18 protein-coding genes are annotated in these 21728 nt (G+C 40.5%); 7 read left to right on the top strand and 11 right to left on the bottom strand.

Features of this window, described 5'->3' with window-relative positions; genetic code table 11:
• Window positions 1-10: 10 nt before the first annotated feature.
• The 4 genes from gspF to gspC are packed head-to-tail and all read right to left on the bottom strand — an operon-like array spanning window position 11 to window position 5701.
• A complete protein-coding gene (gene gspF, locus PVK63_RS17555; RefSeq protein ID WP_130045679.1) occupies window positions 11-1228 on the bottom strand; it encodes a type II secretion system inner membrane protein GspF in 1218 nt (405 codons plus the stop codon).
• The gene (gspE, locus tag PVK63_RS17550; protein WP_130048567.1) at window positions 1229-2728 is read right to left on the bottom strand and encodes a type II secretion system ATPase GspE; all 1500 of its coding nucleotides are present in this window, start codon (window positions 2726-2728) and stop codon (window positions 1229-1231) included.
• Window positions 2728-4761: a type II secretion system secretin GspD gene (gspD, locus tag PVK63_RS17545; protein ID WP_165371228.1), complete on the bottom strand. Its 2034-nt coding sequence runs from the start codon at window positions 4759-4761 to the stop codon at window positions 2728-2730. The genes gspE and gspD overlap by 1 nt, the downstream gene beginning before the upstream one ends.
• 31 nt (window positions 4762-4792) lie before the next feature.
• Window positions 4793-5701, bottom strand: coding sequence for a type II secretion system protein GspC (gene gspC / locus PVK63_RS17540; protein ID WP_130048568.1), 909 nt, complete (start codon window positions 5699-5701; stop codon window positions 4793-4795).
• 276 nt (window positions 5702-5977) lie between these two features.
• On the opposite strand from gspC, the gene hslR reads away from it, so the two are divergent.
• The 4 genes from hslR (at window position 5978) to PVK63_RS17520 (ending at window position 11427) form a co-directional block, all read left to right on the top strand.
• The gene (gene hslR / locus PVK63_RS17535; RefSeq protein WP_130048569.1) at window positions 5978-6379 is read left to right on the top strand and encodes a ribosome-associated heat shock protein Hsp15; all 402 of its coding nucleotides are present in this window, start codon (window positions 5978-5980) and stop codon (window positions 6377-6379) included.
• A 51-nt stretch (window positions 6380-6430) separates the two neighbouring features.
• The gene (gene hslO / locus PVK63_RS17530; RefSeq protein ID WP_130048570.1) at window positions 6431-7306 is read left to right on the top strand and encodes an Hsp33 family molecular chaperone HslO; all 876 of its coding nucleotides are present in this window, start codon (window positions 6431-6433) and stop codon (window positions 7304-7306) included.
• A gap of 342 nt (window positions 7307-7648) precedes the next feature.
• Window positions 7649-9274, top strand: coding sequence for a phosphoenolpyruvate carboxykinase (ATP) (pckA, locus tag PVK63_RS17525; protein ID WP_130087938.1), 1626 nt, complete (start codon window positions 7649-7651; stop codon window positions 9272-9274).
• A 179-nt stretch (window positions 9275-9453) separates the two neighbouring features.
• Entirely contained in the window at window positions 9454-11427 is a 1974-nt protein-coding gene (locus PVK63_RS17520; RefSeq protein WP_130087939.1) for an AsmA family protein, read from the top strand.
• Between the two features lie 132 nt (window positions 11428-11559).
• Here PVK63_RS17520 and PVK63_RS17515 read toward each other — a convergent pair whose 3' ends face one another.
• Window positions 11560-12783, bottom strand: a complete 1224-nt coding sequence (locus PVK63_RS17515) for an EAL and HDOD domain-containing protein (protein ID WP_130087940.1) — start codon at window positions 12781-12783, stop codon at window positions 11560-11562.
• Between the two features lie 430 nt (window positions 12784-13213).
• On the opposite strand from PVK63_RS17515, the gene PVK63_RS17510 reads away from it, so the two are divergent.
• Together PVK63_RS17510 and PVK63_RS17505 are read left to right on the top strand one after the other, a co-directional pair.
• A complete protein-coding gene (locus PVK63_RS17510; protein WP_130087941.1) occupies window positions 13214-14191 on the top strand; it encodes an alpha/beta fold hydrolase in 978 nt (325 codons plus the stop codon).
• A 120-nt stretch (window positions 14192-14311) separates the two neighbouring features.
• Complete coding sequence (locus PVK63_RS17505; RefSeq protein WP_130048575.1) at window positions 14312-15109, top strand: Cof-type HAD-IIB family hydrolase; 798 nt, start codon at window positions 14312-14314, stop codon at window positions 15107-15109.
• 47 nt (window positions 15110-15156) lie between these two features.
• Here the strand turns inward: PVK63_RS17505 and xerC are convergent, their stop codons facing one another.
• The 5 genes from xerC to lptM all read right to left on the bottom strand — a co-directional run bounded on the left by xerC (window position 15157) and on the right by lptM (window position 19112).
• On the bottom strand, window positions 15157-16068 hold the full coding sequence (gene xerC, locus PVK63_RS17500; protein ID WP_130048576.1) for a tyrosine recombinase XerC: 912 nt from the start codon (window positions 16066-16068) through the stop codon (window positions 15157-15159).
• Window positions 16061-16762, bottom strand: coding sequence for a DUF484 family protein (locus PVK63_RS17495; protein WP_130087942.1), 702 nt, complete (start codon window positions 16760-16762; stop codon window positions 16061-16063). The genes xerC and PVK63_RS17495 overlap by 8 nt, the downstream gene beginning before the upstream one ends.
• Window positions 16759-17589, bottom strand: coding sequence for a diaminopimelate epimerase (dapF, locus tag PVK63_RS17490; RefSeq protein ID WP_130048578.1), 831 nt, complete (start codon window positions 17587-17589; stop codon window positions 16759-16761). Before dapF ends, PVK63_RS17495 begins: the two co-directional genes overlap by 4 nt.
• A gap of 80 nt (window positions 17590-17669) precedes the next feature.
• The gene (gene lysA, locus PVK63_RS17485) at window positions 17670-18923 is read right to left on the bottom strand and encodes a diaminopimelate decarboxylase (RefSeq protein WP_130087943.1); all 1254 of its coding nucleotides are present in this window, start codon (window positions 18921-18923) and stop codon (window positions 17670-17672) included.
• 69 nt (window positions 18924-18992) lie between these two features.
• Window positions 18993-19112 carry an LPS translocon maturation chaperone LptM gene (gene lptM / locus PVK63_RS17480; RefSeq protein ID WP_130087944.1) on the bottom strand — a complete coding sequence of 40 codons (120 nt, stop codon included), beginning with the start codon at window positions 19110-19112 and terminating at the stop codon, window positions 18993-18995.
• Window positions 19113-19193: 81 nt separating this feature from the next.
• On the opposite strand from lptM, the gene cyaY reads away from it, so the two are divergent.
• Entirely contained in the window at window positions 19194-19508 is a 315-nt protein-coding gene (gene cyaY / locus PVK63_RS17475) for an iron donor protein CyaY (RefSeq protein ID WP_130045665.1), read from the top strand.
• Between the two features lie 159 nt (window positions 19509-19667).
• Here cyaY and prlC read toward each other — a convergent pair whose 3' ends face one another.
• Window positions 19668-21710: an oligopeptidase A gene (gene prlC, locus PVK63_RS17470; RefSeq protein WP_130087945.1), complete on the bottom strand. Its 2043-nt coding sequence runs from the start codon at window positions 21708-21710 to the stop codon at window positions 19668-19670.
• Window positions 21711-21728: the final 18 nt, after the last annotated feature.

The following is a 21728-nucleotide window of genomic DNA, read 5'->3' as shown; positions in this document are numbered from 1 at the left end:
TAACTACTCACTATCCGACTAAATTATTTAATTCAATGATTGGCATTAAGGTCGCGACAACAATAAAAAGTACAATGCCGGCCATAAAAACAATCAATAAAGGCTCAAAAATACCCAAAGCCATATTAACCAGTGATTCAAAGTCACGGTCTTGGTTATCAGCCGAACGCGTTAGCATTTGTTCTAATTCACCACTTTGTTCACCACTGGCGATCATATGGAGCATCATTGGCGGAAACAACTTTGTTTGTTCTAGCGAGATACGTAAGCTCGCCCCTTCACGTACGTTATCTGCCGCTTCTAACACCTGTTGTTTAAAGTATTGATTGCTCATTACATCCGCTGCAACTTTCATCCCATCCAATAATGGAATCGCACTTGATGTACAGATCGATAACGTACGTGCAAAACGCGACGTATTTAACCCACGAACCACCTTACCAACAACAGGTAAGCGTAAGATTTTTTTATCCCACGCTAAGCGTAAATGTGGTTTAGTCAGTAACCACTTCACACCAACAATCAATGACACAACCACAACGATAACAACAAGGCCCCAGTTCACTACAAAGTTACTGGCCGCTAATAATACCTCGGTAACCGTCGGTAAGCCTTGTCCCATTTGCACAAACTGATCGACAATTTTAGGAACGACCGTTGCAAGCAAAAAGGAAATCACAGCAATAGCAATTAACGTCAACATGATTGGATAAATCATCGCTTGTTGTAATTTACTGCGCATCTTTTGACGATTTTCAGCATAATCAGCCAAACGGTTTAACACCGTATCCAAATGGCCTGATTTTTCACCGGCAGCCACCATTGAGCAAAACAGTTCATCAAAAACATGAGGATAATCGGCAAAGCTTTCTGCTAGCGGATACCCTTCTATCACTCTAGAGCGAACTCCCATCATCATACTGCGAATATGGGCTTTTTCTCCTTGTTCAGCGACGGCTTTTAAACACTCCTCTAAAGGCATACCCGCTTGAACTAAAGTGGCTAATTGACGGGTAATTAGCGATAAATCATTCACACTAATTCCGCGCTTAAAACTTAATCCTTGAGAAGCGCTTTTCTGTTGTTTTGATTTGGTTTCAATCACTTCAACCGGAATAAGACCTTGCTCTTTTAACCGTTGGCGAACTTGGCGAGCATTATCGCCTTCCATGACGCCTTTTTTTTGCTTACCTGTTTTTTCTAGTGCTTTGTATTCAAAGGCTGCCATTTACCCTTCCCGAGTGACTCGCATCACCTCTTCCAGTGTTGTGATCCCTTGCTGTACTTTTAATAAACCATCTTGCTGAATACCACGAGTGTTCTTGCGAACTTCTTTTTCAATTTCTTGTTCGCCCGCTTCTTTGTGGATCAACTCTTGAACTTTTTCATTCACAACCAGTAATTCATGAATACCTGTTCGGCCACGGTATCCTTTACCATTACAGTGATCACAACCATTTGGCTTATAAAGAACTAAGCTATCCGAAGCGGATAAATTAAAGCATTTTTTCTGCTCGTCATCGGCTTGATATGGTGTTTTACACTCCTTACATAAAGTACGAACCAGACGCTGAGCCAGTACACCAAGTAAAGAAGATGAAATTAGGAAAGGCTCTATACCCATATCACGTAAACGTGTTATCGCCCCCACCGCTGTATTGGTGTGAAGCGTCGACATCACTAAGTGACCAGTAAGTGACGCTTGAACGGCGATTTCTGCGGTTTCTAGATCACGGATCTCACCTATCATCACCACATCAGGATCTTGACGTAAAATGGCACGTAACCCACGAGCAAACGTCATGTCTACTTTTGGGTTAACTTGAGTTTGCCCAATGCCATCGATATCAAATTCGATTGGATCTTCTACAGTTAAAATATTTGATTGAGAACTGTCTAATTCACCTAAACCGGCATACAGCGTGGTTGATTTACCTGAACCCGTTGGGCCAGTAACCAAAATAATGCCGTGAGGACGTTTGATGATGTGCTGGAAGTTTTTATGGTTCTCAGCCGACATACCTAAGCTGTTTAAGTCCAAACGAGTCGCATTTTTATCTAATAAACGCATTACCACACGCTCACCATGAGAAGACGGCATCGTAGAGACACGAACATCAACGGCTCGGCCACCAATGCGCAGTGAAATACGACCATCTTGCGGAACACGCTTCTCTGCGATATCAAGCTTCGACATTACTTTTACACGCGAAACTAGCAGTGGTGCCAACTTACGGCTTGGACTCAATACATCGCGCAAAACGCCATCGACACGAAAACGGATCGACAGCACTTTTTCAAAAGTCTCTATATGAATATCAGATGCGCCCTCTTTGATCGCCTCGCCTAGCATGGCGTTGATCAATTTAATGATGGGCGCATCGTCTTCTGATTCCAATAAATCATCATTATCGGGCAACTCTTCAGCCAGTGAGAAGAAGTCGTCATTATCGGCACCAATATCTTCCATCAGTTGTTGCGCCTCTGATGAATTACGTTGGTACACTTGAGTTACTTTAGTATCAAAGGCTTCTTTGGTTAATTGGATTAACGAAAAACCTGATTTACACACTCGACGAATTTCACACAACACCATTGGCGAAGGAGTAACAGCATAATACAGCACCCAACCCTCGGAGCCTGCTTCAATAACGACTGAATGCCTTTTTGCAAAAGAAAAAGGCAAACGCAGAATGACAGGAAGATCTGGAAATAAGGTATCCGCCATTATTTTTCCTTATTTTCACTAAACTGTTCGTAGAACGCTTGGATCTCTGCTGGGTGATTAATGTCTTTACCAAACTTAGGCAACACTGGAATGTTGGCATCATCCATCAACTTCAAGCCTTTTTCTGCGTTATACAGTTGCTCTGCTCGAATGTAGTTATATTTACGCTGAGTAATGCCATCCGCTGTCATACCATCACGAATAATGGTCGGCTTGATAAATACCATTAGATTTTTCTTCTCAACTTGCGTACTGGTTGATTTGAATAAGTAACCTAAAATAGGGATATCCCCTAAAAACGGAACTTTTGATTCACTCTCAAGTGCACGCTCATCAATCAAGCCACCTAACACCAACATTTGGCCATCTTGTACCATTACCGAGGTATTTAGCTGACGTTTAGCAAAACGCACATCCACCGCACCATTAGCGCCCAATACGTTAGACACTTCTTGCTCTATATCTAAACGAACCGAATCACCTTCATTGATCTGTGGAACCACTTTAAGCTTGATACCGACTTCTTTACGATCAACCGTTTGGAATGGATTGTCATTATTAGAACCTGACGTTGAGCCCGTTAATACCGGTACTTCTTCACCAACAATAAATGACGCTTCACCATTATCCATTACCGTAATGCTTGGAGAAGAAAGAATGTTTGAGTTGGAATCGGTCGATACAGCCGTTACCAATGCAGCCCAATCTCCCATCATGATACTAACCGCCGCACCTTGAACGCCACCAAGCGCAGAAGCTAGCGCGGTATAATCACCTTCTTCAGTAATATCTTTATAGCCTGTCTGGTTACCTGCTGAATCATAAATTTTTTCAGTCGTTGTAGAGCCTTTCGCTTCTTCCAAACCAACCATAGTGGCACCGATTGAGGCACCTGTATTGCTGTATTGGATCATTGCACCCGTTTCCAGGTTACCCCACTGCACGCCTAAATTAACGCCATCACCTTCAGCTAATTCAACAATCAAAGCTTCAATCAATACTTGTGCACGACGAATATCCAACTGAGCAATGACGTCTTGCATCGCTCGCATTACATCAGGCGGCGCAGTAATGACTAAAGCATTGGTATCTGTATGTGCTGAAATCATGACATCACTACGGTTATTCGAAGAGCTTCCTTTCGAGCTTGAGCCATTGCCAGCCGTTAAGTTATCCGACACCCCTTTAAGTACATCGACCAAGTCTTCTGCTTTGGCATAACGTAAGTAAACTACTTGGTTATTACCCTTGGTTGCCATTTCAACATCAAGTTGTTTAATCAGCTTTTTAAGACGTTGACGTACTTTAGGATCACCCGAGATTAAAATTGAGTTAGTGCGTTCGTCTGCAACCAATTTAGGCTGTAAAAAAGCAGGGGTGTTTTTGGCGTCGGTGGTTTTATTTAACGCATCAACAATTCGTACCATTTCCGCTGCCGAAGCATTTTTTAAATCAACCACTTCAACTTCTTTATCACCCGCCTGATCAACACGCTCGATGATTTCAGCCAAACGATTTACCACCGCTGCACGACCGGTGATCATAATGATATTTGCAGGATCATAATGCACAACGTTACCCGCGCCAGCATTATCATTAAGTTGACGTAGTAGAGGAGATAATTCACGTACCGATACATTACGAACCGCAATAACTCGAGTAATTACCGCATCGCCAGTGATGTTATCTTTTGCTCCCAATACCGGAACGGCTGAAGTTTTTGCATCTTTATCTTTGATGACTTTTAAAATACCGTTGTCCATTTCAACAACCGCATATCCATAAACTTCAAGTACACTTAAAAAGAACTGATAATATTGCTCTTCATTTAATAAATCATAACTACGCACATCCACTTTGCCACGAACAGATGGGTCAACAATAATCGTCTTTTCTAAGTTTCGACCTACAATATTGATGAACTCTTGAATGTCCGTACCTTTAAAGCTCGCGCTAAAGTCATTTGCCAGTGCTGATGTCCACATCATGCTACCCGCAAGCAATAAGGCTCCCTTACCTATCCACTTTTTCACAACATACCCTTAGTCATTTTTCTATCTGCCGTTATAAACCGATAAAAATGTCATGTAATTGTCCATCTCGTTGGACGGTTAAATTAAGCTCTGTCATTTCTGACATATTTTTCCACAATGAACTCATTGCGGCAGGATCGGTTAAATCAATCCCATTTAAACTGGTAGCGATATCTCCAGGCTTTAAGCCAACAGAATCAAATAATTTACGGTCTTTACCCGGATTCACTCGATAACCCGTAATTTTCCCATTATTAGAAACTTGAGAAAGGCGGATGTATTTCAATACTGATTGTGGATTTTTAGCCATCTCTTGACGGATCTTATCCAGTTCGTCTTGATTTGAATTTTGGCGATTATTTCCTAACACCGTACCAGAACTACCCGTCGCATTTCTTTCTGTTGATATCTTGGTGTATTTTACCCCTTCCAACATTAACGTTTCATCACGGCCATTATTGGAAATAATAATGCGATCTACGCTAATCGCTTTTACGGTTGCTCGCGTTCCATCAATGGTCTCATCGATACCATAAGTATTCTGTTTTCCTCGGTTAGCGATAACCGCAAGGCTCAGTGATGGGTCAGAGCTAGCAACAATACCCGATAAGGTTAAATTTAATCGTGTTTTTGGGGCATTCTTTACTTCTACTATCTTTGGTTGCTCTACTTTTTTCTCAGTATTAAAGTGACCAAATACTTGGCTATTTAATAAATCAGATAACGAATCACCTTCATTGTTGTTTTGCTTATTAGTGATGACTACCGCCTTTGGTTGCCATTGAGGAACCGACGTTTGCGGTACGAGCATCGCCCAAAAAAGAGAGCCACAAATCCACGCAAAACACGCAACTAAAACAACCGTTACCCCTTTTGAAATCGCAGATTGATATATTGACCAATATTGAGAAATTTTTTCGATTTTCATATTAGCTATCATTAGGGCCAGATCTTCCTTTTACTTTAAGGGCTATTAACTGTTTTAAGTCTTTAAAAATTATAAATTAACACGGCATTATTGCTGTAAATAATGCCGTTTTCTTACATTACTCGCAGGCATATCACGTAATTCAGAGAAAAGAACTCATATTAGAGCATTATTTCTCATTAATGACTCTAGTTGGTAATGAATTTTGATTAATTCTGCTCAAAAGATTGAAAAAAAAATTCCAGACACCATTAAATAAGCAGAGAAGTAAGACATTAGGTATACATAATGAGTTCCAAATCCAATACTAGCGATGGCATCAGACTCGATAAGTGGCTCTGGGCAGCTCGTTTTTATAAAACCCGTTCCATTGCTCGCAACATGGTTGATGGCGGAAAAGTTCAATATAACGGTCAACGCTCTAAGCCAAGTAAATTGGTTGAAGTGGGCGCTGAAATAAAGCTTCGCCAAGGCAACAACGAAGAGATCACCGTGATCATAGAGATCGTATCTGATCAGCGTCGTGGCGCACCTGTTGCACAAACTCTTTATAAAGAAACTCCAATCAGCATCAAGCAGCGTGAAGAGAATGCAAAACTACGCAAACTTAATTCACTTGGCAGCCCACACCCTGATAAGCGTCCAGATAAAAAACAGCGACGTGATATCATGAGATTCAAGCAACAATAACCGCTATACTGTGCGTAATGACAACCCTTAATACAATTGCTGGAGTATTTCATGGCAAATAACACACTGCATCGTTACCTATTTGAAGATTTATCTGTTCGTGGTGAATTAGTTCAACTAGATGATGCTTACCAACAAATCATTTCTAGCAAGGAATACCCTAAGCCAGTTCAAAACTTATTGGGTGAGCTATTGGTTGCAACGACTTTATTAACTGCAACGCTAAAATTTGAAGGTTCAATTACCCTTCAATTACAAGGTGACGGTCCAGTATCCCTAGCGGTTATCAATGGCGATAACAACCAGAAAGTACGTGGTGTTGCTCGTTTTAATGGCGATATTGCAGAAGACGCAACCTTGCATCAACTAATGGGTAAAGGTTATCTAGTTATCACTATCACACCAAAAGATGGTGAGCGTTATCAAGGTGTTGTTGCACTAGAAGGTGAAAACTTAGCACAGTGTTTTGAAGGTTACTTTGAGCGTTCAGAGCAACTAAAAACGCGCTTATGGCTTCGTCTTGGTGAATTTGAAGGTAAACCTCATGCTGCTGGTATGCTTCTACAAGTCATGCCTGATGGCACTGGCTCTGCTGATGACTTCGAGCACCTAGAGCAATTAACTGACACCATTAAAAACGAAGAGCTGTTTGGCTTAGAAGGCGAAGAAGTTCTGTATCGTTTATACAACCAAGATAAAGTACAACTGTTTGAACCTCAACAGGTTGAATTTTTCTGTGGTTGTTCGCGCGAACGCAGTGGCGGTGCAATCATCACTATTGAAAAAGCAGAAGTTGATGACATCATCAAAACTGAAGGGAAAATCTCTCTTCATTGTGATTACTGTGGCACAAGCTACGATTTTGACAGTATTGATGTTGCAAATCTTTTTGAACAAGCAACAAAAGGTAATGACACCGTTCATTAATTTACCGCATAGAATAAGTCTCTTATTTTGTCTCAAAGCCAGCCGCTAGGTTGGCTTTTTTTATAACTAAATTTGATATAAACCACACTTTTTATTCCACTTATCCACACTTAATTTTGCTTAAATAATAATCAATTACATCTGGCGCAAACGATTTCATTAAGAGTAGAATAGGACTATTGCTATTTTGTGATGGCGATAAAATAACCACTACTACTTTATGGTTATTTTATGATTCATCTCCCTGTTTTCAATTTACCGCATTGTTAGCATGCTTAGCAGAACACAAATAATTACAAATAAATTAAAAGTCCCTACAAAAAATTCCTCTAAGGAGCACCTATGACTGTTATGGAACACAAAAAGGCTGCACAACTTGATCTTACTCAACATGGCTTAACTGATGTTACTGAAGTACTCCGTAACCCTAGTTATGAACAATTGTTTGAAGAAGAAACACGCCCAGATTTAGAAGGTTATGAGCGTGGAGTAATGACAGAGCTCGGCTCAGTTGCGGTAGATACTGGTATTTTTACTGGTCGTTCACCAAAAGATAAATACATCGTAAAAGATGAGACAACCAAAGATACATTATGGTGGTCAGATCAAGGTAAAAACGACAATAAAGCCATCACTCCTGCAGTTTGGGATGATCTAAAATCCTTAGTAACAAAACAACTCTCTGGTAAACGTCTGTTTGTTATCGACGGTTATTGTGGTGCTAACCCAGACACACGATTAAGTGTTCGTATTATTACTGAGGTAGCATGGCAAGCACACTTCGTAAAAAACATGTTTATTCGACCAACAGAAGAAGAACTTGCAACATTTGAACCCGATTTTGTAGTCATGAACGGTGCGAAAACCACTAACCCTAACTACGTAAAGCACGGATTAAATTCAGAAAACTTTATTGCCTTCAACTTAACAGAGCGAGTGCAAATCATTGGTGGTACTTGGTACGGCGGTGAGATGAAAAAAGGCATGTTCGCAATGATGAACTACCTTCTTCCGCTAAAAGGAATTGCTTCAATGCACTGCTCTGCCAATGTGGGTGAAGAAGGCGATGTAGCGGTATTCTTCGGTTTATCAGGAACCGGAAAAACCACACTCTCAACCGATCCAAAACGCCAGCTTATTGGTGATGATGAGCACGGTTGGGATGATGATGGTATTTTCAATTTTGAAGGGGGTTGCTACGCAAAAACCATTCGCCTATCTAAAGAAGCTGAACCTGATATCTACAACGCAATCCGCCGTGATGCACTACTAGAAAACGTTACTGTTCGTAGTAATGGCACGATTGATTTTGATGACGGTTCGAAAACCGAAAATACGCGTGTTTCTTACCCTATTTATCACATTGATAATATCGTTAAGCCGGTATCAAAAGCGGGTCATGCAAATAAAGTGATCTTCTTAACGGCTGATGCATTTGGTGTGCTACCTCCTGTAGCAAAACTAACGCCAGAACAAACTAAGTACCACTTCCTTTCAGGTTTTACTGCTAAGTTAGCAGGCACTGAACGTGGTATTACTGAGCCGACACCAACGTTCTCAGCAGCATTTGGCGCGGCGTTCTTAACACTGCACCCAACACAGTATGCAGAAGTACTGGTTAAACGAATGGAAGCCGTTGGTGCAGAAGCGTACATTGTTAATACGGGTTGGAATGGCACAGGTAAGCGTATCTCTATCCAAGATACTCGTGCAATTATTGATGCTATTTTAGATGGCTCTATTGACCACGCTGAAACCAAAAATATCCCAGTTTTTAACTTAGAAGTTCCAACATCACTACCGGGTGTTGATACTTCAATCCTAGATCCTCGTGATACTTACACTGACCCACTACAATGGGACAGTAAAGCAGAAGATCTGGCCCAGCGCTTCATTAAAAACTTCGCTCAATACACTGATAATGACGAAGGAAAAGCACTTGTTAAAGCGGGTCCTCAACTTAACTAAGTGAGCAAGATTATCCACCGATAACGTCAAGCCCTTCCCTTGTGAAGGGCTTTTTTATGCAATCAGTTCAAACAAGAGTCCAAAACAGTGATTACCTCTGAGTAAACCATCACAATAACTTGATTGCATCTGATTTTTACTCCACTCTTTCTGTTCCTATTTTTCTTTTGGAGTTAACAATGTATACCACACTGAAAAGCCTTGGTTGGCTTATCTCTTTTTGCCTGCTACTTGTGGTCGCATTTTTATCCCTTTTACATACGCCTTACGCACAACCAATGCTAAATCCATTGGTGCAAAAACTGACGCATCAAAAGATCTCATTTGGAGATATTCATTACTCAATCCAATCACCTTTACACCTAACTCTGTCAGATGTTGCTATTGAAACAGACAGTGAATTAAACATTCAAACCGTCGATTTTTGGCTCTCTCAGCACCCAATTCAAAATAATAAATTAGCGTTTGATAGCATCAAAGTCGATGGTCTTAGTCTACAAAAAGGACTGCCTGATACACAAAGTATCGATTGGATTTCTATTGCTCAATTTAGTATTTCAAATTTAGATTTTGCCAATGACGACATAGTGCTGCGTGATGCTCAAATTCAATTAGAAAATTGGGCAATACAAAAAGAAAATTCGTTATCTTTTGAGGGGGATTTTCAATTCTCAGCCAAACAACTGTATTGGCAGGGAGAAGCCCTAGATGAGGTATTAGTTGATGGCTATTACACTCAACACTACACCGCTCTTCATGGTATTTCTCTTACTTGGCGCGGCAGTACGATTACCGCACAAGCAGAGCTTAAAGAAAATAAATTATGGGTTATTCCACAATTCACACTACGTAAATTTAATTTAGAATCAAGTAATGCGGACATTATTAACAAGCCAATCGAATGGCTATCTCAACACAATTTTACTTATCAATTTGAACGTATTGATCTGTTAGATATCAATATTGAACTACCACAATTTGTGGTTAATAACTTAAGTTTATCTGCTGAAAACGTACTGCTTCCTTACCATTTATGGCAGCAAAATAACGCAAATATATCGTTTAATGCCGACAATTTGGTCTGGAATGAACATACTATTAATAACCCCATTTTTAGCTTAACGCTTAATGGTCAAAAAGCCGATATATCGACGCTTTCATTCGAAATTTTTGATGGCCACATTCAACTTACTGGCAAACTATCACCAACAAGCATAAATTTAAATTCGTTGAGTATTGACCAAGTCAAATGGGCCATAACTAATGAAGAAGCAAGTGTGTTAACTCAATACGTAAATCAATTAGAGCAAGTAAAAATAGCCAAGCTAGACGTTAATAATACTCAATTAATTCAATTAAATGGTCAGTACCCATATCAATTATCAGGGGTAAATATGGAAGGCCACGATCTCGATTTACTGCGCTTAGAGCAATGGGGATTATGGGATGGTACACTTTCGATGAGCGCCTCTAATGCGAGTTTTAATTATCTATTAAGCCAACAATTATTAGTAGAAATGAAAACCGAAGATGGTTTGTGGACAGTAGAGCGAGCACTGCTACCTTTATCTGAAGGGCTTGTTGGTTTTAATGGCAGCATTCACTTAACTCAGGATAGCCAACCTTGGCAGTTTGAGGCCTATGGTGATGGATTGCCTATCAGCTACCTAAGCCGTTTCTTTCCAAACCCTATCCCTATTGATGGTATTACTGAGTTTACTTTTAACGGTAATGGGTTAGCAGTAAATCAAGACAGCTTTAACTATAGCTTTAATGGTGAACTAAACATGACTCCAAGAGACATGACTACCACTAAAACAGCTCAAGAACTGTGGCAATATAAATTGGGATTGGTTCCAGATAACGAACGCCCTGACACATCAACAATAACAACTGATAGTTCTAAGAAAAAAGAAGCTATCGCGCAATACCCAATACACGTTGACCCAATAACAGTAACCGCCAACCGTGGTCGTATATCTATTGAACCTATAACAATTATTGGAGAAGGCTTTAATTACAATATTGAAGGTGATTACGACTTGGTTAACCCAGAACAAGGCGAAGCCATCACTTCGATTACTCAGGAATGTCACCAAATAAAACAAAAACTGTTCTCTGAAGAAGTCCATATCATCAACTATTGTCAGTAATCACAATCTGTACTTCTGACAATAAAAAGCCCCACCAAATGCTGACCTTACGATAGTAAGCGATACACTTAATGGGGCTTTTATTCTAATTTAGGTTTTATACCAATCTACATAAGTATTTGATCATTCTTGCTAGTTAGATTGACATGAGATCATTTGATACCACTTCTCTGCATCTTGATATGTTTTCTCTACGGTTTTTGGAGAGAACCCAAGCAGTCGACTGGTTTGATCAATACTTTTCCAATCTCCTTTATCAATACCTTCATACAGCTCTAGCATAGAACCCAATAAGCCTTCTCTGAGCAAGATAGCTTGTTCTATTTCTCGAGCTAATGATAGCTGCTCTAAAACATCATCAATCTTACGATCAAGTAAGGCATCAAGTAGAGAGAATAATCCAACAATAAATGCTTGCTGTCCTGGAGTGCCATTTTGAATACGGCAAATCATCAACTCACAAAAACGCCCTTTCACTAAAGATTGTTTATACAATTCCTTGGGTTTATTGAACGCTGCATGCGCCGTCGCAATCAAGGTTACAAACATTTTTATTTGCTCTTCGCCAAGATAAACTAATGCTTGTTTAAATGATGAAATGGGGTTTTCAAGTCGTACTGATGCTGTATTTACAAACTTCAATAACTGATAAGATAAAGAGACGTCTTGCGCGATCAACTGCTCTATTCGAGAAAAATCCACTTCTTCACGACACACTTCTTGATATAGCTGCATCGTAAGAAGTTCTTCTGGTTTTACAACGCGATTTTTTATGATCTCCGGTTTACTAAAAAAGTAGCCTTGATAAAAATGGAAGCCGGCGTCAAATACCTGTTGAAACTCATCATTAGTCTCAACTCTTTCTGCTAAATAATGTCGCTTACAACCCTGAAGTTTACGTTGTTTAACGTATTCACACGCCACATCAATGCCTAATTGCATAATGTCTAACTTAACGATGTGTGAATAGGGTAAAAATCGATCCCAAACGGCATCCAAACTAAAGTCATCTAACGCAATAATATAACCCATTCGATGTAAATGCTTAATCGCACTAAATAGCTCATCATTAGGAATACAGGTTTCTAATACTTCGACAACAATTTTTCGCTTAGGAAATGCCGTCGGAACCAAAGATATTAATGACTCTTGGGGGAAATTTATAAAACTACGAGGAGATTCTAGCGCAGGGTTACAACCTGTCGACATAAAGTTTTCAACTAGTAGCCGACTCGTTGCTTGATTTGCTTCTATATTAGGAAACGCATTACTTTCACCGTCACGGAAAAGTAGTTCGTAGCCTATCGTTTGTTTCTTCCGACTCAGGATCGGTTGTCGGGCAACGTATGCATACATAACTTAAAAGCAATATCCTATTACAAGTACAAATGTCATAAAGATTATTATCGGCACAATCATCATATTCTTAAGAAAAAGAACGACAAATGGTAAGTTTATTTATACGCATGATAATCCAATAGCATAAGAAAAAACATACATTTGGTTAATTAACACCCAAGAAATAGACAGAATATGTGATTATGACAAGATAAATGAGTAATACCATTCTGGATAAGTAGTTGTTCAGATAATTGCGTAGGAAAAATCGATTTTAACAAGCAAGAATGATCAAATACTTATGTAGATTGGTATAAGGTAGCGAATAAGAAAGTTCACTCTTTTTCTTAAATAATAATAGAAGGGTAAGGTGCTCATTTCTCCTCCTCAAGAGAACTTAGTATATAATAATATCAACCCACTTATTTACTGTCATGTTGTGAGCCTAATGAACAAAATCGCCTTTACTCAAGAATCACATTATCTTGAAACAATGCAAAAGCACGTCACACCATTTTGGGAAAGGCGTCAGCACGGCTTTTATCAAGGCGAAAAAGAGACGCAACTGCATTGGGTGAGTTTTACTAGCCCTGCGAACCGTAAAGCCATCATGGTGGTTAATGGTCGTATTGAAAGTGTTTATAAATACCAAGAACTGTTTTATGACCTATTTTGTCAAGGTTATGATATTTATTCTTTTGATCACCGTGGGCAGGGACTTTCTGAGCGACTGACTACCAATCGCGATATCGGTCATATTGAAGAGTTTAATGATTACATTCTTGATCTAAACAGCATGACTCAGCACTTAATTGCGCCTGAAGATTACCAAGATTGCTATTTACTTGGCCACTCTATGGGCGGCGCAATTGTAACTCAATATGTGGAAACTCATTCACACCCATATTCCGCAGTAGCATTAAGTGCGCCAATGCACGGTATTCATATTCAACCTTGGTTAAAACCCATTGCGGGTCCTATAAGTCGTTATTTAAGTCGCTGGGCCTCACAACCCTCTTATGCTTTAGGGCAAGCTCCCTACCATGCAAAACCCTTTTTAGATAACACATTAACCACCTGTGAAATTCGCTATCAATGGTTCCGTGAGTTATACGATCTAAAACCCGAACTTCAGATAGGTGGACCAAGTAATCACTGGGTAAATCAAAGTTTAAAAGGCTCAAAACTCTGCGTAGAACAAGCCGCTTCTTGCTCTGTCCCTGTGTTGTTACTTCAGGGAGAAAACGACCGTATTGTGGATAATAATGCGCATACTACTTTTCAAAAAAATGCCCCCGATTGCCAATTAATCACCATTAAAAATGCAAAACACGAACTGCTTTTTGAATCTGATGTTTGCCGAAATCAAGCGCTCTCAAATATTCTCGACTTCTTTCAGCAACATAGATCGCCATTAGAAATGTGATGCCTAGCTAAAGTAAAAAGAGGAAAAGCAATATTGTTATCTTTACCCTCTTTTTTCTTTATAAAGTGACGTAAACTGAACTCAGTTATTTTTGAATCTATTCTTTATTCCTGAGGCTTTATGATTACTATCGTTGCATCTGATCTTGACGGCACACTACTTACACCTGAGCATAAAATTGCAGACTTTACTAAAAAAACACTAAATAAACTGCACCAACAAGACCTTACTTTTATTTTTGCAACGGGCCGTCATCACATTGATGTCGGTAATATTCGTAAAGATGTCGGCATCCCGGCTTACATGATCACTTCTAACGGCGCTCGTGTTCATGATGCCGATGACAATCTTATTTACAGTAAAAATCTTCCTGAAGCTTTTATCCCACAAGTACTAAATCTATTAAAAGACGATGAATCTTTATCTATTCATATGTACTCAGACGATAAATGGTTTATGCATAAAGAAGACGAAAGCCTAAAAGATTTTCATGATAATGGATTCACTTACACCTTATTTGATGCAAATAACCCCCCTGTTGAGAATATCGCAAAAATCTTTGTAACCATGCCAGAGCATGACTACTTGGTAGAATATGAGACCAAGCTAAAAGCACAATTTGGTGATGAGTTAATGGTGGCTTTTTCTACGCCTTGGTGTTTAGAAGTAATGGCCGCTGAAGTATCTAAAGGTGCCGCATTAGAAGCGGTTGCTAAGTTACTTGGTAAAACGTTAGAGAACTGCATCGCTTTTGGTGATGGCATGAACGATTACGAAATGTTAAGCATGGCAGGCAAAGGGATTGTGATGGGAACATCGCATGAAAAAGTAAAAAAAGCCCTACCAAATAATGAAGTTATTGGCTCATCTGCAGATGAAGCAGTTGCTCATTACTTAGAAAATCTACTACTAAAATAAGCTTACAGATTACTTGGCCTATCATAGGCCAAGTAGTTAACTACTATTTATTTTTTCTTTGCTCTTGGATGCGCTTGGTCGTACGCTTGAGCAAGATGTTGAAAATCTAAATGGGTATAAATTTGCGTAGTAGAAATATTTTCATGCCCAAGTAATTCTTGAACAGCACGTAAATTACCACTCGACTCCAGCATATGTGTCGCAAATGAGTGACGTAATTTATGCGGACTAATATGACTATTGACTCCTTGTTTCATTCCCCACTCAGCCATTCGCTTTTGCACATTTCGATGCGAAATGCGAACACCCAATTTAGAAACAAATAATCCGGTTTCTTCTGGTTTAGCGAGTTGATTTCGAACTTGCAACCAATGCCCTAACCACTCTTTCGCTTGACCAGAAAAAGGAACTTTACGTTCTTTATTCCCTTTACCAATCACTCGCAATTCACCTTGGCGTAATTGAATGTCACGAACATCAATACCCACTAATTCAGCCAAACGTAAACCGGCACCATACATCAATTCCATCATGGCACGATCTCGAATCGATAATGGGTCATCTTCGTTTACTTCGAGTAATTGCCCCATTTCATCAACATCGATATTTTTTGGTAATGGGCGTGACTTACGAGGTGCTGACACGCCTTTCGCAGGATTAGCGGTTAATACATTACGTAATACCAAAAAATCAAAAAAACTGCGTAGTGAAGATAAACGCGTTGATAAGCTACTCGCTTTTAGCCCCTCACGCATGCCTTTACTGGTAATTTGACGCACCCAGCCCGCATCAACCTCTTGCCAAGATTCAACGCCCAGCTCAATCAATTGCTCGGCAATCGTGGTGAGTTGGCGTTTATAGCTGCGTTGGGTGTAAATACTTAGGCCTTTTTCGTTACGTAAGAACTCATAGAAGGCATCAAGATGTTTGGAGTATTGAGCAGGTAATACATCACTCATGAGAAGATTTCGACCATTGCGTTAATAAATAATGAAACACACTAACCAGCTGATCTAAAAACAACGTGTCCATATTTGGTTCAAAGTGACCGCCATCATGGCTAGCAAACGCAATAATCCCCATTGGCGTCGATTGTCCTAATGGAAGAACAGCAAATGAACCAAGTTCGGTACTTGAATGATTAAGCCCACCATAAGCCAGTAACTTATCACGTTCCGCTTGGCGTAAACGCCCTAAATAAGCAGAGTGCCCATTCAAAAACTTTTTACTGAAATTATCGAGTGCCATTTTCTCGATATGGTATTTAGGATGAGAATGACCAATGATCTTTATGTGCGCAGTTAAATTAAGAGATAGTGCCTTTTGCTCAATCACTTTCGCTGCTTGAGAAAAATCTTCGCACATCAGTAATTGTTTTTGTACATTAGCAAAATCATGAAATAGACGATCGTTTTTTGCAGCCAATGACATCAGTTGAGTGATTTCTTCTTCTAAATCACCAATGCGATCACGCAATTTACTGACTTGCACTTCAACTAAAGACACCACACCACGCTCAGGCGTATCGACTTTAATTCGTCCAAGTAACTCTGGATACTGCTGAAAAAAATCAGGGTGGTCCATTAAAAATTGAGCCACAACATCTTCCGTTATTTGTGTTGGTTGCGGCTCTATTGATGTCACTTTATTCATATTGATAATTGGCCATCATAAACATGTGTTGCAGGGCCTGTCATAAACAACGGGTAACCTGGGCCTTTCCATGAGATCTGCAAATCACCACCGGGCAGAGAGACGTTAACCTCTTCAGCTAATAATTCTTGCATGATACCAATAGCAACCGCGCCACACGCACCACTTCCACACGCTTGAGTTTCACCAGCACCGCGCTCATAAACTCGTAATTTCACTTCATTAGGTGACACGATTTCCATAAAGCCTGCATTCACACGCTCAGGGAAGCGATCATGACCTTCAACTAATGGTCCGTATTTATCAACGTCATAATTATCAACATCATCCACGACCGTCACACAGTGTGGATTACCCATACTTACTGCACCACAGAAAAGTGTTTTATCGTCTGCTCGTAATAAATAGGTTTTCTCAGCTTGAGTCGCTTTAAATGGAATTTTATTTGGCTCAAATACTGGTTCACCCATGTTTACCGTTATTTGATCATCATCTTCCACTTTTAAGGTCATCTTGCCTTTTTTGGTACTGACCGAAATACTGATTTTATTGGTTAAGCCTTTCATTCGTACAAAACGAGCAAAACAACGCGCACCATTGCCACACTGTTCTACTTCAGTGCCATCCGCGTTAAAAATTCGATAATGGAAATCAGTTTCTGGATCATAAGGGGCTTCAACCACCAAGAGCTGGTCAAAACCGATACCACGGTTACGGTCGGCTAAGCGACGGATCAGATCTGGCGAAAAGAAAATATTTTGAGTTAAGCAATCAACAACCATAAAGTCATTGCCTAGCCCGTGCATTTTAGAAAAATGAAAGTGCATAGTTGTTCTTCTTATTTTTTCTTTTAGGTTGAATAGCAAAAGAGCAAGTCGCCTTAGGTTCCCTGCTCTTTAAATCTAAGTTAATTCGGTAAGATGGATTCTAGCTCCCAGAGTGAGTTTAACTCTTCTCTTTTACGAACAAGATGCACTTGCTCGCCATCCACCATAATTTCTGCTGCTCGCGTACGCGTATTATAGTTTGATGACATCACAAAACCATAGGCTCCAGACGAACGAACGGCAAGTAAGTCATCCGCTTCGAGAACTAAGTCACGATCTTTACCTAAGAAATCACCGGTTTCGCAAATAGGCCCAACTAAATCATAGCTTTGCGCTTCACCTTCACGAGGCGTTACCGGCACAATATCTTGCCACGCTTGATATAATGCAGGACGCATTAAGTCATTCATTGCCGCATCAATGATGGCAAAGTTTTTATGTTCTGTGTGTTTTAGGAACTCAACTTTAGTCACTAAAATACCGGCATTTGCAGCAATGGCACGGCCCGGTTCAAAAATCAGCTCAAGATCTTCACGACCCGCTAAGCGACTTAATAATGCGGTTGCGTACTCTGATGGTTGTGGCGGTAATTCATCACGATAAACCACACCTAAACCACCACCCACATCAAGATGGCGAATATTGACACCTTGCGCTTTTAAATCATCAATTAAGGTAAGTAGACGATCGGTTGCGTCGATAAATGGGGCAATATCAGTCAGCTGAGAACCTATATGGCAATCAATACCTTGGATATCTAGGTTCGATAAAGTTTGTGCAAATTTGTATACTTCAGGTGCGCGATCAAAGGCGATACCAAATTTATTATCACGCAACCCTGTTGAAATATACGGGTGTGTTTTTGCATCCACATCGGGATTAATACGTAATGAAATCGGCGCTATAACCCCCATTTCAGTAGCAACGGCATTTAAGCGCTCAAGCTCTGGTTCTGATTCCACATTAAAACATTTAATATTAAGTTCTAACGCACGACGCATTTCGTCAGCCGTTTTACCTACACCAGAGAAAACGACTTTTGTTGGGTCGCCACCCGCTGCCACAACGCGCTCAAGCTCACCTTGAGACACAATATCAAAACCTGAGCCTAGACGGGCAAGTGCATTCAACACACCAATATTTGAGTTTGCTTTAACCGCATAGCACACAAGGTGAGGTTGCTCACCGACAGAGCTATCAAAGGCATTCCAATGACGCTCTAATGTCGCGCGAGAATACACATACAATGGCGTACCATACTGTTCTGCTAATTGTGCAACGGGTAACTCTTCAGCCCAAAGTTGTCCATCATCCTTATAATTGAAATAATCCAATGTCATCTTCCTTGTCTAGTTCAGTGTTTATTAGCCAGTGATTATTCAAATACACTGACTACAAATAAATTATTCTGCTACTTCTGTTTTTGGTGCTTCATCTGCTGGCATGTACAACGATCCTGTTTGACCACAGCCAGCCAGTGTTAAGGCACTCAATAGCATTAACGCCATCACTCTTTTTTGCATAAGATTTTACCATTAGTGTTAATATCTGGTTATGCTCTCTATAATCGCACCACAGCCAAGAAAAGCAATAGGATAAACAAGATGAATAACACTGAATTTCACGAACTAGTCGATGAAAAACTGCAATTAATCGAAGATATGATCGATGATTCAGGTGCTGATATTGAACCGGTTATTACTGGAAACGTATTAACACTAGAGTTTGAAAACCGCAGCCAAATCGTAATTAACAAACAAGAACCAATGCACGAGATCTGGTTAGCGTCAAAATCTGGCGGCTTCCATTTTGCTTATACTGATGAGAAATGGACATGTTCTAAGACGGGCATGGAGTTTATCGAGATGGTAAAAGAGGAGTGTCAGAAGCACGCAGACGAAGAGATTGAGTGGGCTTAAAAGCAGAGTTCAGATCGGTCGCAAGCTCCCTTGAAGAGTTCAGAGGAGCTTGAGATTCAGGATTCAGGATTCAGGATTCAGGATTCAGGATTCAGGATTCAGGATTCAGGAGGATTTTATTGCTCTTTCTGAACCCTGCAAGCGAAGCGGCCTGAAACCTTAAGCTCCAATACCCGCATGACGCAGCATCGCATCCACTTGTGGCTCACGGCCACGGAAGCGTTTGAATAATTCCATAGGCTCTTCACTACCACCCATCTCAAGAATATTATTCAAGAAACTTTGGCCTGTTTCTGTATTGAAAATACCCTCTTCTTCAAAACGAGAGAACGCATCCGCTGATAATACTTCTGCCCATAGGTAGCTGTAATAACCCGCACCGTAACCACCTGCAAAGATATGGCTAAAGCTGTGAGAAAAACGGTTCCACTCAACACTTGGTAATACCGCGACTTTCGCTTTTACTTCAGCCAGCGTTTCTAATACTTTTGCACCTAAATCAGGATCGTAATTTGTGTGCAGCGTGAAATCGAACATGCCGAACTCTAGCTGACGCAAAATAAACATCGCTGATTGGAAGTTTTTCGCCGCAAGCATTTTATCTAGCATCTCTTTTGGTAATGGCTCACCCGTCTCATAGTGACCAGAAATAAACGCCAATGCTTCTTCTTCATAACACCAGTTTTCTAAGAACTGGCTTGGCAATTCAACCGCATCCCAAGGCACACCATTGATACCAGACACTGACGCCACATCAATTTGCGTTAGCATGTGGTGAATACCGTGACCAAATTCGTGGAATAAAGTAACCACTTCATCATGAGTAAACAGCGCTGGTTTACCACCAACAGGCTTACTGAAGTTACACGTTAGGTACGCCACTGGCGTTTGCAGTTCACCATTTTCAGTAATACGACGCACACGACACTCGTCCATCCATGCGCCACCACGCTTGTGCTCACGCGCGTATAAATCTAAGTAAAAACTACCACGCAAGGTATTGGTAGAATCAAAGATATCGAAGAAACGCACTGACTCATGCCATACGTCAACACCTTCACGCTCAACTACCGTCATACCAAACACACGGTTTAAGACCTCAAATAGGCCAGACACGGCTTTTGATTCAGGGAAGTAAGGGCGCAATTCTTCATCAGAGATTTGGTATAGCTTTTGTTTTAGTTTTTCAGAGTAATAAGTCACATCCCACAGATCTAACTCATCAATATCAAACTCTTCTTTTACAAAAGCTTTTAACTCTTCAACTTCACGCTCACCTTGTGGTTTCGCTTTCGCTGCTAAATCATTTAAGAAGCCAAGTACTTGCGTTGGGCTTTCCGCCATTTTGGTTGCTAGTGACTTTTCACTGTAAGAAGCAAAACCTAATAGACGCGAGACTTCATGACGAAGTTGCAGCTCTTCAGAAATTAAATCGCTGTTATCCCACTTTCCGGCGTTTGGACCGCGATCCGATGCACGAGTCACGAACGCTTCGTAAATTTCACGGCGCAGTGGTTTATTATCAGCATAAGTCATGATTGGAATGTACGATGGCATTTCTAGTGTCAGTAACCAACCGTCTAATTCTTTCGCTTCTGCCGCGGCTTTTGCTGCTGCCATTGCTGATTCTGGTAACCCTGATAATTCCGCTTCATCGGTAATGTGTTTTGACCAACCCATGGTTGCATCAAGCACGTTATTGCTGAAGTTTGAGCTTAGTTCTGAGGTACGTTTGCTGATATCACCGTAGCGCTTTTGTTGATCAGCCGGTAAACCAATGCCTGATAATTCAAAATCACGCAGCTCATCCACGATTGTTTTTTTCTGAGCTTGAGACAGGGTTGCAAACGACTCGCTCTCTTTAATTGATTTATACGCCTCGTACAGTCCTTTGTTTTGACCAACCCACGTGCCGTACTCAGATAACGCAGGTAAACACGCTTCATACGCTTCACGCAGTGCTTCACTGTTTTGTACTGAGTTCAAATGACTTACTGGCGACCAAATACGACTAAGACGGTCATCAGTTTCAGCCAGAGGAACAATAATGCTGTCCCATGTAGGGGCTGCGTCAGAAGCTAATACTTCTTCAATTTTTGCGCGACAATCGGCAATGGCTTGCTCTACCGCAGGCTGAATATGCTCAGGCTTAATTTGAGAAAACAGCGGTAAATCAGTAAAGGTAAGTAACGGGTTAGACATATTCATTCCTTTTCTATT

The sequence above is a fragment of the Aliivibrio sp. S2TY2 genome (genome assembly GCF_028765525.1).
GTDB lineage: Bacteria > Pseudomonadota > Gammaproteobacteria > Enterobacterales > Vibrionaceae > Aliivibrio > Aliivibrio finisterrensis_A.
The sequence above is the reverse complement of the archived record's forward strand: the minus strand, read 5'-3'. Positions and strand labels throughout refer to the sequence as shown.